The organism is Flavobacterium caeni (assembly GCF_900101895.1).
Lineage (GTDB): Bacteria > Bacteroidota > Bacteroidia > Flavobacteriales > Flavobacteriaceae > Flavobacterium > Flavobacterium caeni.
Map to the genome: position 1 here is coordinate 1 of NZ_FMVF01000003.1, position 16105 is coordinate 16105.

Here is a 16105-nt window from a genome sequence, read left to right on the forward strand (position 1 = left end):
GTTCGTGAAACTAAAACGTTCCGGCTACCGAAAACCAGCGATCACGTAAATGCGCTGTTATAAGAACCTTGCAGCAAAGCAATGACAACGAATGTCTTGAAATTATTTTTCACGAAGACGTCAAAAAATGATTTCCCATAAAAGGAAATCATTTGCAAGATGTTCCGAATTTATAAGTTTTAGCGAAACTCAACGAGGCAAATTGTCAAAGCTTTTTTGGCAACGAAACTCATATAAAAACCTTCGGCATGAGAATCATATTTCAAAAAAATAAAGAAGGAAAATTGTTATTCCTAAATCAGCGGTTCGTAGCTTATGGGGAAAAACAAGGTTCTTATAACGTTTCGCCTGTAACCGTAGTCGCGGAAAAAGCGAGGCGAGTTCTCTCTGCCGAAGATAAACAATGTTCGTGAACTAGCAATTTCCGGCTACCGAAATCTTAGCGATTGCGGTTACAGGCTGTTGGCTGCTGGCCGTTATTTAGAAACCATTTTTGATATGTCGTATTTAGAAAGCAATTCCATATTTTTTTTTGAAATATTTATTCCCCATTCAGGTTTACTTTTCTGTCCTGGTTTATCATAAAGTTTATCTTTAAATAATTCGTTTGGATTTAACCAAACCGTTGAAGGAATAAAATAGACAACTGGCATCTTGTGGTTTTGCATTAACACAAGTGCTAAATATAAGTTTTCTTTTAAGCCGTCTTTCCAAGAATCTTTAGTCACGAAAATATATCCAGTTTTTTCTCGTATAGTTTTAACTTGAATATCAATATGCTTATTGTTGTCTGTTCTTATAATAAAATCAATCCCTCTATCATCTACTTCAGATGAATAAATATCTAAACCAGCAAAAGTTAGCCACATTTTCGTCCAATATTCACCAATTTTTCCTACTTGTAAATGTGTAAGATGGTCATATTTATAACTTTCAAAATCTTGCGAAATCATACCTTTTGAGTTAAATATTCATTCCAATAATCTTTAATATCAATATGGTTATCTCGCGCTGATTCATAACTATGGAACTCTTTAGAGATTGATTCGCTTATTTCGCTTTTTTCAATTTCTCCGGTAAATGGATTTTTGGAGTATTCAATCCTTGCGTTATATTCAATTATTAAAAATTCTGATTCTTGTCGAATATTTCTTATTCTTTCAAAATCAATTGTCAAACCGTTTACAGTGTTAATTCTTTCCATAATATTTCTTGGTTGTAGTTTTCCGCGATCCTCGCGGCTTGCAGCCAACGTTAGGCGCATTTGCGCAAACGCGGCGCCAGCGAACTGAGTTCTCTCTGCCGAAGATAATGTTTCTTCGTGAAACCACAACTTTCCGGCTACCGAAAACCAGCGCTTTGAGTAAATGCGCGGTTGAGCGACGTTATCTTCCTATGAGTTTATGGGAATTGAAAATAAAGACCTAACTTTTTTCCCATCCTTTTCGGCAGGAATCCATTTTGGAGACATTTTCAGTACTCGTATGGCTTCATTTCCGAATTCTGCATCAACTTCATTTTTTACAATTCTTACCTTTTTAATTGAACCATCCGATTCTACAACAAAAGATAAAAATACTTTTCCAGGAACCCTTTTCTCAGGTCGTTTAAAATTCTTGATTAAATATTCATAAAACTTACTCATTCCGCCTGGAAATTCAGCTTTTACATCAACTTGATCTGCTCGATATACTGGTTCTTCTTCTACCACAATTTCGCCTGTGGTGTTTTGTGAAAAAGCATTTTGGACAAATAATATAAATAATATGAGATAGATTTTTTTCATGTTTATATGTGTTACCAGGTTCTTCCAGTAATGTCGCTCAACGTTTCGCCTGTAACCGTAGTCGCGGAAAAAGCGAACTGAGTTCTCTCTGCCAAGATAGAACTTTCTTCGTGAACTAACAATTTCCGGTTACGAAAATCTCCGCGATTGCGGTTACAGGCTGTTAAGTAACGGCGCGAATTTATGACAAAGCTGATTTTTTTGAATTTTAAGCCGTGAAAACCGTTTTGTATTAAAAAATGACAAAGATTTTCCACAAAGTTTTCAATAGGAATGAATGTCACGTAAAACAATTGACAGAGATTTTCCACAAAGTTTTCAATAGGAATGAATGTCACGTAAAACAATTGACAAAGATTTTCCACAAAGTTTTCAATAGGAATGAATGTCACGTAAAACAATTGACAAAGATTTTCCGCAAAGTTTTCATTAGGTTTGAATGTCACGAAAGAGAATCATTTTTCCTTTTCGAGTTTTGACGATTTTCACGATATTTACGACGGTCGCGTGCGCTGTTACTTAACTATCTTATCCACGCAACTCCACCCCACCAAACACCCCAAATCAGCACGTTATGCGAATAAAATTACGTATAATAAAATACAAGTATACTAAAAATTCAGATGGTCGGGCAGGGGTTGGGTGTTTAATTCCATCGTGTCGAACGGATTGCGTATTTTTTGGACCGCCATTTCGCTCACGTGCGTATAAATCATGGTTGTTTTCGGGCTGTTGTGGCCCAGCAGATTTTGTATGTAGCGCAAATCGGTACCGTTCTCCAGAAGGTGCGTCGCAAAACTATGACGCAAGCTGTGCGGCGTGATGTGCTTGGTGATTCCGGCGCGCGTCACCGCTACTTTTACCACATTTTGAACCGATCGCGGCGAGTAGCGTTCGCCATTCGGGCCTTCGAACAAATACACCTTGGGCGTATAAACGTTGCAGTATTCGCGCATTATGGCCAGCGCCTTTTGCGAGAGCAGCGTATACCGGTCCTTGCGCCCCTTGGCCGCCTTGATGTGAATCAGCATCCGTTGGCTGTCGATATCGGCGAGTTTCAGGTTGATCGCTTCGCTGAGCCTGAATCCGCCCGAGTAAATCAAGCACAGCAGCGTTTTGTGACGCAAGTTGTAAGCAAACGAGATAATGCGGTTCACCTCGTCCAGACTCAACACCACGGGCAGTTTCTTCTCGCGCTTCGGACGCTCGATTTCGCCAATCTCGACCTCGATCCCGCGGTATTCAAAAAACTGTTTGATTGCGTTGATGGCCTGGTTCTGATAGGAAATCGATTTCCGGGGCAAAACGATGAATTCATAGTTGAACCGCGGCACAATCATGGGCGTAAGCGCGGTACAATGCCGTTTGTGCAGGTATTTGCAGAAAAACACCACCAGCGAAACATAGGTCGTCACCGTCGAATCACTGTAGCGCTTGGTCAGCATCCATTTCCTGAACCGGTCGATCTCGTCGCGCATCGCCTCGGGCAGCACCACATCGTGCATGTTGTGCGCGTCCTTTTCGGCCTTCGATTGCACACGCGAGGCATCGACGGGCGCATACCGCTGCATCACCGCCAACACCTGCGCCTTGTTGTTTTGCGAATAAGGCAAATACCAAACCTTGCGCGTCTGGCTCCATTTGGCCCCGAGGGCTTGTTGCGCAACGGTCGCCAGCGCACGGCTGCGTTCGAATGCAATGGTAAGTATGGTTTGATTGCGGTGAACCGCACGGTCCAGCACGACAGTAGGAAGTGGCGTTTGCATAAAAAATCTATTTGGCGTATACGATATAAAAATACGAATTTTTTGTATCGGTTGATTTTTTAGGAGCTGTTTCCCGCTTTACGTTGCAATCTTTTATTGCGTCCCGAAGCGTCGGGACTCCATAAAAGGATTTCCACTGCAATCGGGGCTAGGGACTCGAGAAACTATGGTGTATTGCGGTTTGATCGCCACCGCGCAAGGATTATTCTCTATTTTTTATTTTTATTATCTATTCGTCGCTTGCGGTTCGTCATTCGTCATTCGTCGTTCGTCGTTCGTCTTTCGTCTTTCGTCGTTCGTCATTCGTCATTCGTCATTCGTCATTCGACAAAAAAAAATCCGTCCGGCGCTCACCAAACATTTGAGATTAAGAGGAGAATGTCCAGTGGACATTCGGTTTTGCTAATGACAGTCAAAAAAAATCCGCTTTACTCTCGCAAAACGGATATTCTATCAAATCGTAAAGTATAATAATCTACAAGTGTATCACCTCGCCATACGCGTCGGCGGCGGCTTCCATGATGGCCTCGCTCATCGTCGGGTGCGGGTGCACCGATTTGATGATTTCATGGCCTGTGGTCTCGAGTTTGCGCGCCACGACCGCCTCGGCGATCATATCGGTCACGCCCGCGCCAATCATGTGGCAACCGAGCCATTCGCCGTATTTGGCGTCAAAGATTACCTTGACGAATCCGTCAGGCGCACCGGCAGCCTTGGCCTTGCCCGATGCCGAAAACGGGAATTTCCCGATCTTGAGCTCGTAGCCTTTTTCCTTAGCCTGTTTTTCGGTAAGCCCCACCGATGCAATTTCGGGCGACGCATACGTACAACCCGGAATGTTGCCATAATCGATCTTGTCTACGTGCAAGCCCGCGATCTTCTCGACGCAGGTGATGCCTTCGGCCGAGGCCACGTGGGCCAATGCCGGTCCTGGAACCACATCGCCAATGGCGTAATAGCCCGGGATGTTGGTCTGGTAAAAATCGTTCACCAAAATCTTGTCGCGGTCGGTGGCGATGCCGCATGCCTCGAGCCCGATGTTCTCGATGTTGGTCTTGATGCCCACGGCCGAGAGCAATACTTCGGCTTCGAGCACCTCTTCGCCCTTGGCGGTCTTGACAAACGCCTTGACGCCGCTACCGCTGGTGTCGATCCTTTCGACCGACGAATTGGTCATGATCTTGAGTCCCGCTTTTTTCATTGAGCGTTCCATTTGCTTCGAAACGTCTTCGTCTTCGAGCGGCACGATGTTCGGCAAGAATTCGACGATGGTCACTTCGGTACCGATCGAGTTGTAAAAATGTGCGAACTCGACCCCAATGGCGCCCGATCCAACCACGATCATCGATTTGGGTTGCGTCGGCAAGTTCATCGCCTGGCGGTAGCCGATCACTTTCTTGCCGTCCTGCGGCAGGTTCGGCAATTCGCGTGAACGCGCGCCGGTTGCAATGATGATGTGGTCTGCCGAATACTCGGTCACTTTGCCGTCGGCAGCGGTCACGTCGATCTTTTTGCCCGGCTTGAGTTTACCCGCACCGTCAATCACATCGATCTTGTTCTTTTTCATCAAAAACTGGATGCCCTTGCTCATGCCGTCGGCCACGCCGCGCGAGCGTTGGATCATCGCGTTAAAATCTTTGTCATAACCGTTCACGGTGATCCCGTAGTCGGAAGCGTGCTTGAGGTAATCGAAAACCTGCGCCGATTTCAAAAGCGCCTTGGTGGGGATACAACCCCAGTTGAGGCAAATGCCGCCCAGGTGTTCCTTTTCGATGATGGCCGTCTTGAAGCCCAGTTGCGAAGCCCTGATGGCCGCCACATAGCCGCCCGGTCCGCTTCCTAAAACGATGATGTCGTATTTCATTTTCTAAGTGTTTATTGATTTTGGTAGGTAGGAACCGGCCCAAGACCTGTTCCCGCATTTATTTGCGGTTACGAAATTAGGGATTTATTTGCGGATTGTAAAGTTTCTTCGTGACAAAGTTTGCCGCTTTGGATGCAGGAAAACAGACACTCGCGCATTTTGGTTTTCAACCAATGGCGGTATTGGCTTATCTTAGCGCAAACAACCAGATATGGTGTCCATCCGAACATTTCTCAATCACAAAATAGGCGCGCTGCTCTTGCTTGCGTTGGCCATGGGGTTGATCTACAATCCGCTCACCAAATTCCCGTTTACGTTTTGCGTCATCATCGCCTTTATCCTGTTGGCGACGTATGCACAAAGCCAAAGCCTCGACGAATTGCGTTTCAGGAAGCTGTCTGGCGCAGATTTCCTACGCATCCTGGTTTGTTTTGCCGCGCTCGAAGCCGTCATGGATTTTGTCGTGCAGCCCGCCATCAACCTCGCATTCAACGAACCCGCCGATTATTCCGCATTTGCCGCGCTCGAGGGCAATACGGGCAAGTACCTCAAATATTTAATTTATATGTGGATCAGCGCTGCCTTTGGCGAGGAGCTGTTGTTTCGCGCTTTTGCGTTTGCGCAACTCGAGAGGATCATCGGGAACCGAAAAGCGGTCATCGTGGTTTTGAGCGCCGTACTGTTTAGCTTGCCGCACCTTTACCAGGGCTATGCCGGGCTGGCCACGACGTTCGTGTTTGGATTGGCCTTTGGCGCGTTGTTCCAGTCTTTCAAGAACATCTGGATCAACATCATCGTGCATGGACTTATCGATACGCTGTTCTTGACCTTGGCCTATTTCGGGTATTTGTCGTTCTACGCCTGATCGCGTTGCTCGACCAAGAATTGCGACTCGTACAGGTTTTTGTAGTAACCCTCTGGTTTGTTCAACAACTCCTGGTGCGTGCCCTCTTCTACGATCAACCCTTTGTCCATCACTACAATCTTGTCGGCGTTGACCACAGTGGCCAAGCGGTGCGCGATGACAATCGACGTGCGTCCTGCGGTGATCGTTTCGGTCGCGCGCTGGATCAATTCCTCCGAATAGGTATCTACAGACGATGTTGCCTCGTCGAGGATCAGGATGCTTGGGTTGCTCACATAGGCACGTAAAAAGGCGATCAACTGGCGTTGCCCCGACGAGAGCATCACGCCGCGTTCCTTGACGTTGTAGTGGTAACCGCCGGGCAGGCTCATGATGAAATCGTGTACACCGATTTTTTGGGCGGCGGCAACCACGTCGGCCTCGGTGATGTTGGGGTTGTTGAGCGTGATGTTGGCCAGGATCGTATCGGCGAAGAGGAACACTTCCTGCAACACCACGGCAATCTGTTTGCGGATCGACGCCAGCGAATAGTCCTTGATGTCGGTGCCGTCTATCGAAATCGTCCCGCCGTTGATCTCGTAAAAACGGTTGAGCAGGTTGATGATGGTCGATTTGCCCGCGCCCGTCGACCCTACGATGGCAATGGTTTGGCCGGGTTGCACCGTCAATGAAATCCCTTTGATGACTTCTTCGTTTTCGAGATAACCAAAACGCACCTCCTTGAACGCAATCGCGCCTTTGAAAGTCGGCGCTTCGAGCGTGCCGGTGTCCTGGATGTGGCTGTTGGTGTCCAAGATCTCGAACACGCGGTTGGCCGCGATCATCCCCATCTGCATCTCGTTGAACTTATCGGCAATCTGACGCAACGGGTTAAAGAGCATGCTGATGAACATCGTATACGAAAACAAATCCCCAAACGTGGTCATCGTATCGCCGCTAAGGATGTGGTAGCCGCCATACAGCACGACAAATCCGAGCGTAAACGACGAAATGATGTCGGCGATCGGGAAAAAGATCGAGTTGTACAAAATGGTCTTGATCCACGCTTTTTTATGTTTGGCGTTGATCTCGCGGAACTTGTCGGCTTCGATGGCCTCGCGGTTAAAGAGTTGTACGATCTTCATGCCCGTGACGCGTTCCTGCACAAAGGTATTCATGGCCGCGATTTGCGTGCGTACTTCCTCGAACGCGAGCTGCATTTTCTTTTGGAACACGCGTGTGACGAACACCAAAATAGGCATGGCCAAGATCACGATCCAGGTGAGTTTCCAGTTCATGTAGAACATGAACAACAGCACCACGATCATCTTGAGCAAGTCGCTGATGATCATGAAAAGCCCCTGGCTGAAGATGCGCGCGATGGCCTCGATGTCCGATACGGCGCGTGTGACGAGTTGCCCCACGGGCGCGTTGTCGTAATACTGCATCCTAAAGGACAACATGTGCTTGAACAACTTGATCCGGATGTCCTTGATGATGTCCTGGCCGAGCCAGTTGGCCCAGAACACAAAGTAAAACTGCGACAACACCTCGAGCAGCAACACCACGCCCATGGCCGTGATGTAAAGCAACAACCCGTGCTGGTCCTTGGGTGCGATGTAGGCATCGACGGTTTGTTTGAGCAGGTAAGGGCGCAACGCCGCAAACCCCGACAAGGCGATCGCAAACGCCACCACCGCATAATAGCGCGATTGGTACGGCTTGGTGTAGGCGAGGATGCGTTTAAAGATTTGTATGTCGAAGGCTTTGGCTTTCATTTGATTGCGTTGATGCTTATTTTTTTTGGAGCTATTTCCTGCTTTCCGTTTCAATCTTTTTCGCTGCGCTTTTGGATTTGCTTCCACTGCGTTACAGCGAATCCAAAAAAAGGATTTCCACTTCAATCAGGGCTAGGGCTCCTTGCTTTGTTAGAACATATTTTTTAATCGAGGCCAACGCGCCGCCTGGCTCCTTCGCTAAAACAGTCCACTGGACTGTTTTTTTTTCGCTCGGCCCTAATCAGGGCTAGGGCTTTGGACGTAATCATAGACAATCTCGGTCAAATACAACCCGTGCGCAGGTACCGAGAAACCGGCCGCGCCGCGGTCCTTGCTTTCGAGTACGGCCTTGAAATCGGCGATAGACTTTTTACCCAAACCAACATCGATGAGCGTTCCTACGATGGCGCGTACCATGTTGCGCAAAAAGCGGTCGGCCGAGATCGTAAACACCAAACGCTCGCCGTTTTGTGTCCATTCGGCGCGGTCGATGCGGCAAATGAACGTACCTACATCGGTCTTGACCTTCGAAAAACATTCAAAATCGGTATAATCGAACAGCAAGGCGGCGGCCCGGTTCATCATCGCGACATCGAGCGGGAACAAATACTGGAAGCTAAAGTCGTTCAAAAACGGATCCTTGTAACGGTGCACATGGTATTCGTAGGTGCGCTGTTTGGCATCGAAGCGCGCATGCGCCTGGTCGTGCAACGCATAAAAACCACGTACCGCAATGCCCTTGGGCAGCACAGCGTTGACCGCATAAGCCGCTTTTTGGGTATCGAATCCGTCGTGGTCAAAGTGCGCGAATTGCTGGCGCGCGTGTACGCCCGTGTCGGTACGGCCCGCACCCGTGAGCGCGATGGGCGTGCGCAACACCGTCGAGAGCGCGGCTTCGAGCGTGCCCTGTACCGTGACGGCATCGGGTTGCTTTTGCCAGCCACAATAGGCGGCACCGTTGTAGGCGAATTCGACGAAGTAGCGCAAGTTTGGTTTTTTTGACACGCAAAGATAGGGATTTAATGGTGTAAGAAAATGTTAATAGTCGCGTGACGAATGTCGAATGTCGAATGACGAATGACGAAGGACAAGAGGTCCGGAACGAATGGTGATAAAAAATACAAAATGAAAAATAGACAATAAATGGTTTGCCTATTTTTGCACGAATCAACACGCCATGAAAAAAATCCTTTTGCTTTCCGACACGCACAGCCACCTCGACGACACCATCCTCAAATATGTCGCGCAAGCCGACGAGGTATGGCATGCGGGCGACATCGGCGATTTGCGCGTGACCGATGAATTGCAAAAACACAAGCCGTTGCGCGGTGTGTACGGCAACATCGATGGCGACAAGGCGCGGCTCGAATTTCCGCTCCACAACCGGTTCCTGTGCGAAGGCGTAGATGTTTGGATCACGCACATCGGCGGCTATCCGGGCAAATACAATCCATCCATCAGACAGGAAATGACGTCCAACCCGCCCAAGCTGTTCATTTGCGGACATTCGCACATCCTCAAGGTCATGTTCGATAAAAAACTGAATTTACTACACATGAATCCCGGCGCGGCGGGCATAAGCGGGTTCCATCAGGTGCGTACGATGCTGAGGTTTGTCATCGATGGGGCGCAAATCAAGGACCTCGAGATCATCGAGCTCGGCAAGCGCGCCTAGTCTACCACCGGAATGCGGATACGGATCGAGGTGCCGTGCCCCCGTTTGGAATCGATGACGAATTTGCCCTTCATGCCCACGATACGCGCCCTGATTTGCGTGAGTCCGAAACCTTCGCTGCTTATGGGCTTGGCGCTGTCGAATCCTTTTCCGTTGTCGGAAATTGTGATTTCGAGATGACGGTTGCTTTCGTTGACGGTCAACTTGGCTTGGCTGGCGCCGCTGTGTTTGAGGACGTTGTTGAGCAGTTCGGTAACAATGAAATAGACTTTCATTTCGTAGTCCTCGTTGTACCGTTTCTTTTCGGTGATGTTGCTTTGGTAGTCAAATTCGATCAATGAGTTCGAGTTCTTTTCGCACAAATCCTGCAGCGCATACAAAAGCCCGAATTTGGCGAGCAGGGTAGGCAACAATTCATGCGACAAATCCCGAACCTTGTCGTGGGCTTCCTTGAGGATGGCGCGGGTTTTGGAAATTTCGTCCGAGTCGATGCCTTTTGTCGCGGCAAAAGCCGACAAATGTAGCCCGGCCGACGACAGTTGCGCGCTGATGCTGTCGTGCAGTACGCTGGCGATTTTCTTGCGTTCGATCTCTTGCCCGTCGATCGTGGCGTTGAGGATGTTTTGCTGGAGCTGGCTTTCGATGTCCTTGAGTTTGTTCTTTTCCTTGAGCCGGATGTTTTGGTTGAAGAAATAGAACAAGACGGCCAACACCACGAGCAATGCAATGACAACGATAAGAATCTTTTGTCGTTTGGATTGCCGCTCGACGAGTTCTGATTGTTGTCGCCTGTAGCGGTCTTCTACCTTTTCGATTTCGTACTTGGTTTCGGCTTCCTTGGCTTGCGAGTTGAGTTTTCGCTCGAACACCAATCCCGTGTTGGTGACGTATTTGTTGAGGTAGACGTTCGCCTGTTTGTGGTCGTTGAGCTGTTCATAAACATACGAAAGGTTGAGATAACAGTCGGTGGCGTCTTCTGATAGTGTGTCGTTGCCGATTACCGCAAGTGCCTTGAAATACTGTTTCTCGCCGCTTTTGAAATCCCGTTTGGCCGTCAGATAATAGTAGCCGAGATTCATGTAGCTGCTCATCAAGTATTCTCTTTTTTTTTGTTTTTCGGCATAGAATGTGGCCGAGTCAAGGTGTTTTTTACCGCGCTCATACTGTTTGAGCGTAAAGTAGTAGGCAGAAAGGTTGCTGTGGGCACGGTAACCCTGGTCGTAATTTTTGCTGGTCTTGAAGATGGACATGATGCGCTGCGCGTAAAAATGGGCGCTATCGTATTGTCCGGCAACCAAAAAACGTTTGTAGATGTTTTGCCCCACAAAAGCCCGTAGCGTATCGCGACCATGTTTCTTGGCGACTTGGTCTGCTTTGCGATAGTATTCGAGCGATTTTTCGTTGTTGAAACCCGACTCGAAGCTGCGGCCGATGTAATTAAGTAACAAGACCCGCTCTACGTGAAGCCCATGTCGTTCGGCAACCTTCAGCCCGACAAAGAGCACATCGATCGATTTTTGCGTGTCGTTGAGCTGTGTGTAAATCTTACTCTTTTTGAGGCAGGTATGGCAGTATCCTTTATAATCTTTTTTCTTTAATCGCGCGTCGCCATCGGCGATGGCGAAAACGAGCGCTTTCGAAATCTTTTGTTGCCCCAGATAAACGTCCACCGAATCGGTTTCGGCACCTTGCGCGAAGATGCCGAAGCCAATCAAAAACAGGATGGAACATATTTTCTTAATAACCTAGGTATTTACAATTTTTATTTTGGGTTTGGTGGTGGTTATCCCGTTCAGTATCTGAACAAAATCAACGTCAAGACAGTCGTCGATTGCATTCAATTGAAGACTGCAGGCCATGTAAACGGCCGATGGTTTGTTGCAGCCGGGGTTAAGCTGTACGGTGATGTTGTAGGTTTTTGAAACCAGGGTTTGGACATAGTTGCAATTGTCTGGGATCTTAAAATCTACTTGAAAATTGGGGTAGGTAAGTACCTTTGCCCCATAGTCTTTAACGAGTGCCATGGTGTTTGTTTTTATTGGTTAATGAGATTGTGTTTGATGGCGAATTTGACCAGCCCGATCGAGTTCTTGACGTTGAGTTTCTTGACAAGGTTTTTGCGGTGCGTCTCTACCGTATTGGTGCTGATCGACAGTTCTTCGCTGATTTCCTTGCCGCTGTATTCGAGCGAGATGAGCTTGATGATCTCGAGCTCGCGTTCGGTCAACGAAAAATTAGAAGTCTCGCTGTTGGGCTTGATGTTGTTGCGCGTAAACGAACTGAAAATCTTGTCACGCACCGTCTTGCAAAAATACTCTTCGCCGTTTTCTACGGCCTGTATCGCCTCGACGATGTTTTCGCCCGCGCATTGCTTGGTCAGGTAGCCGCTGGCGCCCAGTTTCATCACTTCTTTGATGAGTTTGAGGTCGTCGTAACTCGAGAGGATGATCACCTTGAACGGGAACTCCGAACCCGACAAATCCTTGAGCACCTCGATCCCGTCCTTTTCAGGCATGTTGATGTCCATCACGAGTATGTCGGCCTTGGTCTTGGCGGCCTGCTCGACCACATTGACGCCATTGAGCGAAAAGCCCGCCACTTCAAAATTGGGGTTGGTATGGAGTACGGCCTGCATGCCGTCGATGAGCACTTGGTGGTCGTCGGCAAGGTAAATGCGGATCTTTTTTTTCATGTTCTGGCGATATAGTCCAAATTTATAACATTAAACGTTACAAACCGCTCACTAAAATCGGTGATTTTTGCTTCTAACCAAATTTAGTGAGGCGCCCATAAAAAAACCCGGAATGAACCGGGTTTTCTTCGCACTAAAATAAACTAAGTTTATAGGTTTACCGCAATCGGTCGACAGATTTTACGAGATCCTCATCCTTCTTGATGGCTTTATTCGCAAGCACAAGCAAAACGATAGAAACAATCGGGAGGAACATCCCAATGCCTTTCTCAGGAGCCGAGGCCCCTCCAGACAAGTTTAGCGAACGATACACAAATAATCCTAATAAAATTAAATTTAATATGATGTTCAGCCTGCCGATGACAAACTGATGTTGACGTTTTTTATAAGACAATATACCCAACAACGACAGCGTGGCGCTGAGTCCCAACAATACGACGTACAGCTGGTCTTGCATAAAATAGAATGCTTTTCCGGCAATGGTCCACAACGGAAAAAAGAACGGCAGCACGCCTGTGGTAAGCAGTGCGAGCGCGAGATAAACCGTTTGGATGCGTTGGATCATAGGGCTAAAATTGCCCAGCAAAAATAATTTTTTCTTTTTATAAAATGCTATTGCACGGTAAATTTTTATTCGTAATATTGCAGTACAAAACCGCAACTACCTCATTTGCGGTCCTCACCATCCGCATTACATTCCGCTATTCTACAGAATTTCCCATATCAATTAAATTCAAATAACATACATGTTTGATATTTCAGCATTAAAAACCATGAAGCTTCCCGAGCTTCAGGAAATTGCCAAATCGGCCCATGCGATCAAAGTGGCCGGAAAAAAGAAAGAAGTCCTGATCGAGGAAATCCTCAAACGCCAGGAAAGCGCACAGGGCACGGCTTCGGAGCCATCGGCAAAACCAAAAAGGGCGCGCATCGGCGCCGACAAAAAGCCTACCGAAACCGCACAAAACCTTTTTTCGGAACCGCAAACCCCAACCGCTACCGAGCCTGCAAGACCACAAGCCAATCCGGCACCCGCTTTCGACAACAAACAGCGCAAGAATAAATTCAAAAAAGGCGATTTCGACCGCCGGAACAAACCCGAAGCCGCAGAGCCAAGAGCAGAATTCCAACCAACAGTAGAAGAACCTGCCGCGGCCGTCGAAAGCAATCAGGCCGAAACCCCCGAAAGAAAGCCGCAAAGCGACCACTACAAAAACCGCAACGCGCAAGGCCACGCAAACGCCAACCAGAACGGCAACGGCAATCCGAACTACAAAAACAAAAAGAACAACAACAATTTCCGCGATGCCGATTACGAATTCGACGGCATCATCGAAAGCGAAGGCGTACTCGAAATGATGCCCGATGGCTACGGCTTTTTGCGCTCGTCCGATTACAACTACCTAGCGTCGCCCGACGATATTTACCTTTCCACGTCGCAAATCCGTTTGTTCGGGCTCAAGACCGGCGATACGGTCAAAGGCGTGGTGCGTCCGCCCAAGGAAGGCGAGAAGTTCTTTCCGCTTGTGCGCGTGCTCAAGATCAACGGACACGATCCGCAAATTGTGCGCGACCGCGTATCGTTTGAGCATTTGACGCCCGTATTCCCGCAAGAAAAATTCAGGATTGCCGAGAAGGGCAGCTCGATCTCTACGCGCATCATCGATTTGTTTTCGCCCATCGGGAAGGGGCAGCGCGGTATGATTGTCGCGCAACCCAAGACCGGTAAAACGATGCTCCTGAAGGACATCGCCAACGCCATTGCGGCCAACCATCCCGAGGTGTACCTGTTGGTGCTTTTGATCGACGAACGTCCCGAAGAGGTCACCGACATGCAGCGCTCGGTACGCGGCGAGGTCATCGCCTCGACGTTCGACCGCGAGCCGCAGGAGCACGTCAAGATTGCCAACATCGTACTCGAAAAGGCCAAACGTTTGGTCGAGTGCGGGCACGACGTCGTGATTTTGCTCGACTCGATTACGCGTCTGGCACGCGCCTACAACACCGTACAGCCTGCATCGGGCAAGGTATTGTCGGGTGGTGTCGATGCCAACGCGTTGCAAAAGCCGAAGCGTTTCTTTGGCGCGGCGCGTAATGTAGAGAACGGCGGATCGCTGTCGATCATCGCCACGGCGCTCACCGAAACCGGTTCCAAGATGGACGAAGTTATTTTCGAAGAATTCAAGGGAACGGGCAACATGGAATTGCAACTCGACCGCAAGATCGCGAACCGACGTATTTTCCCGGCCATCGACCTTACGTCGTCGAGCACGCGCCGCGACGATTTGCTCCTGCCGAAAGACGTGATCCAACGCATGTGGATCATGCGCAAATACCTGTCGGACATGAACCCGGTCGAGGCGATGGATTTCATCAACGACCGTTTCAGCAAGACGCGCAACAACGAAGAGTTCTTGATTTCGATGAACGATTAGCGTCTTGTTTAGGATGTAAAATAAAAAAGTCCCGTCTGATGGCGGGACTTTTCATTTATAAGTAGGATGAATTAATGCACGATGATTTTCTTGGTGGCCGTTTGGTTTTGCGCCGACAGCCTGACCAGGTAAAAGCCTTGCGGCAAATCTTCGAGCGTATACACGTTGCCCGAAGCTACCGGATGGCTTGCTTGTTTGACGATTTGTCCGTTGAGGTTCACCACTTCGATCGATTCAAGCGCCACCGCACTTTCGATGTTGACGCGGCCATTGGTGGCCGGGTTCGGGTACAGCACGATTCCTGCGGCAAGTTCAAAACTATCGGTAGACAGGAATACGTTCGGCCAGCGGTTTTCGGCCACAGGTCCGCCCCAGATTACGGTAGCCAGGTACGGGTTGTCGATAAACGGGTTGCGGTTGCCTTGTCCGTAGTTGTTGTTGGCGTTACCCAAATAGGTATTGCGTTGGTCTTCATAAGCCGTCACCGGATCTTCGGCGTTCCATTGCAGGAACAAATCGATCATGTTCGAATCGGTTGCGGTAGTCGTGCCTACACCGACATTTTTCGGGAGACAACGGTTGCCGTAACGCAAATACATGTACATCATCATACGCGCCACGTCGCCTTTCCATTCGTCGCCCGGATACCAGGTTTGTGAGGTCACGTCGTGCGAATTGCCCGATCCTGCCGCAAATTTCTCGCTCCCGCGGTCGCCGTTGCGTTGTACATCGGCGGCGCGAAGGTGGTGCGCATCGGCGCCCGGTCCGCTTTCGCCCAAATCAGGATTGCCCAAAGATTTGGCGTAGGTATGTTCGCGGTTCCATTGGCAGTTGCTACCTCCGCCGTCGCTTTCCTTGTTCCTTCTGCGGTGGTCGTTGTCGTCGGCAGAACCCGAAGGGCAAATGTTGTTGCTGAAACCGTACAACAACAATACATTGTTGTGCGATGCATCGGCTGGGTCAAGGTCTACGATACGGAGCGCTTCTTCGGCCTCGTTGTAGCTCAAGGTGTTGGTGTGCGTGTTGGTGATTTTGGTCGACAACGCACTTTTGAGTGCCATCCCGGTTTGGGTCCAGTTGAACCCGTTGTAGTAAGGAGCTGGGGCGCCCGCTTGGGCAAAGGCCAGACCCGATAACATCAGGCCGGCGAAAGTGTAGATTTTTCTCATGTTTCGAATTTCGGCTGACAAAGGTAGCGGGATTATTGGATTCTGCGCAAAATTTAACTATTTCGTAATAAAAAAGCCTTCCGGGTTAGGGAAGGC

General features: G+C 48.7%; 16 protein-coding genes. 3 read left to right on the forward strand and 13 right to left on the reverse strand.

Features of this window, described 5'->3' with window-relative positions; translation table 11 throughout:
* Nucleotides 1-476 precede the first annotated feature (476 nt).
* The 6 genes from BLP55_RS02345 to lpdA form a co-directional block, all read right to left on the reverse strand.
* Nucleotides 477-953 carry a hypothetical protein gene (locus BLP55_RS02345; RefSeq protein WP_091140731.1) on the reverse strand — a complete coding sequence of 159 codons (477 nt, stop codon included), beginning with the start codon at nt 951-953 and terminating at the stop codon, nt 477-479.
* A complete protein-coding gene (locus BLP55_RS02350) occupies nt 950-1204 on the reverse strand; it encodes a hypothetical protein (protein ID WP_139149567.1) in 255 nt (84 codons plus the stop codon). Before BLP55_RS02350 ends, BLP55_RS02345 begins: the two co-directional genes overlap by 4 nt.
* 189 nt (nt 1205-1393) lie before the next feature.
* The gene (locus BLP55_RS02355) at nt 1394-1786 is read right to left on the reverse strand and encodes an energy transducer TonB (protein ID WP_091140733.1); all 393 of its coding nucleotides are present in this window, start codon (nt 1784-1786) and stop codon (nt 1394-1396) included.
* Nucleotides 1787-1797: 11 nt separating this feature from the next.
* Complete coding sequence (locus BLP55_RS02360) at nt 1798-2232, reverse strand: hypothetical protein (RefSeq protein WP_139149568.1); 435 nt, start codon at nt 2230-2232, stop codon at nt 1798-1800.
* Between the two features lie 165 nt (nt 2233-2397).
* Nucleotides 2398-3552: a tyrosine-type recombinase/integrase gene (locus tag BLP55_RS02365; RefSeq protein ID WP_244503401.1), complete on the reverse strand. Its 1155-nt coding sequence runs from the start codon at nt 3550-3552 to the stop codon at nt 2398-2400.
* A 475-nt stretch (nt 3553-4027) separates the two neighbouring features.
* Nucleotides 4028-5416, reverse strand: coding sequence for a dihydrolipoyl dehydrogenase (gene lpdA / locus BLP55_RS02370; RefSeq protein WP_091140735.1), 1389 nt, complete (start codon nt 5414-5416; stop codon nt 4028-4030).
* A 211-nt stretch (nt 5417-5627) separates the two neighbouring features.
* Between lpdA and BLP55_RS02375 the strand changes: the two genes are divergently transcribed.
* Nucleotides 5628-6281 carry a CPBP family intramembrane glutamic endopeptidase gene (locus tag BLP55_RS02375; protein WP_091140736.1) on the forward strand — a complete coding sequence of 218 codons (654 nt, stop codon included), beginning with the start codon at nt 5628-5630 and terminating at the stop codon, nt 6279-6281.
* Here the strand turns inward: BLP55_RS02375 and BLP55_RS02380 are convergent.
* Entirely contained in the window at nt 6272-8038 is a 1767-nt protein-coding gene (locus tag BLP55_RS02380; RefSeq protein ID WP_091140737.1) for an ABC transporter ATP-binding protein, read from the reverse strand. The genes BLP55_RS02375 and BLP55_RS02380 overlap by 10 nt on opposite strands.
* Before the next feature lie 237 nt (nt 8039-8275).
* Nucleotides 8276-9025 (reverse strand): tRNA pseudouridine(38-40) synthase TruA, encoded by a 750-nt coding sequence (gene truA, locus BLP55_RS02385; protein ID WP_091140738.1) that lies wholly within the window; start codon nt 9023-9025, stop codon nt 8276-8278.
* A gap of 190 nt (nt 9026-9215) precedes the next feature.
* Here truA and BLP55_RS02390 point away from each other — a divergent pair, with 190 nt between their 5' ends.
* A complete protein-coding gene (locus BLP55_RS02390; protein WP_091140739.1) occupies nt 9216-9713 on the forward strand; it encodes a metallophosphoesterase family protein in 498 nt (165 codons plus the stop codon).
* On the opposite strand, the gene BLP55_RS02395 is transcribed toward BLP55_RS02390, so the two are convergent.
* The 4 genes from BLP55_RS02395 to BLP55_RS02410 all read right to left on the reverse strand — a co-directional run bounded on the left by BLP55_RS02395 (nt 9710) and on the right by BLP55_RS02410 (nt 12970).
* Nucleotides 9710-11428, reverse strand: a complete 1719-nt coding sequence (locus tag BLP55_RS02395) for a tetratricopeptide repeat-containing sensor histidine kinase (RefSeq protein WP_091140740.1) — start codon at nt 11426-11428, stop codon at nt 9710-9712. The two genes, BLP55_RS02390 and BLP55_RS02395, sit on opposite strands and share 4 nt — an antisense overlap.
* A 30-nt stretch (nt 11429-11458) precedes the next feature.
* Nucleotides 11459-11737, reverse strand: coding sequence for a hypothetical protein (locus BLP55_RS02400; protein ID WP_091140741.1), 279 nt, complete (start codon nt 11735-11737; stop codon nt 11459-11461).
* 11 nt (nt 11738-11748) lie between these two features.
* The gene (locus BLP55_RS02405) at nt 11749-12405 is read right to left on the reverse strand and encodes a response regulator (RefSeq protein WP_091140742.1); all 657 of its coding nucleotides are present in this window, start codon (nt 12403-12405) and stop codon (nt 11749-11751) included.
* 157 nt (nt 12406-12562) lie between these two features.
* Nucleotides 12563-12970: a DUF4293 domain-containing protein gene (locus BLP55_RS02410; RefSeq protein WP_091140743.1), complete on the reverse strand. Its 408-nt coding sequence runs from the start codon at nt 12968-12970 to the stop codon at nt 12563-12565.
* Nucleotides 12971-13178: 208 nt separating this feature from the next.
* Between BLP55_RS02410 and rho the strand changes: the two genes are divergently transcribed.
* Nucleotides 13179-14840 (forward strand): transcription termination factor Rho, encoded by a 1662-nt coding sequence (gene rho, locus BLP55_RS02415; protein WP_449403946.1) that lies wholly within the window; start codon nt 13179-13181, stop codon nt 14838-14840.
* Between the two features lie 71 nt (nt 14841-14911).
* Here the strand turns inward: rho and BLP55_RS02420 are convergent, their stop codons facing one another.
* Nucleotides 14912-16009, reverse strand: coding sequence for an endonuclease (locus tag BLP55_RS02420; RefSeq protein ID WP_091140745.1), 1098 nt, complete (start codon nt 16007-16009; stop codon nt 14912-14914).
* Nucleotides 16010-16105 lie beyond the last annotated feature (96 nt).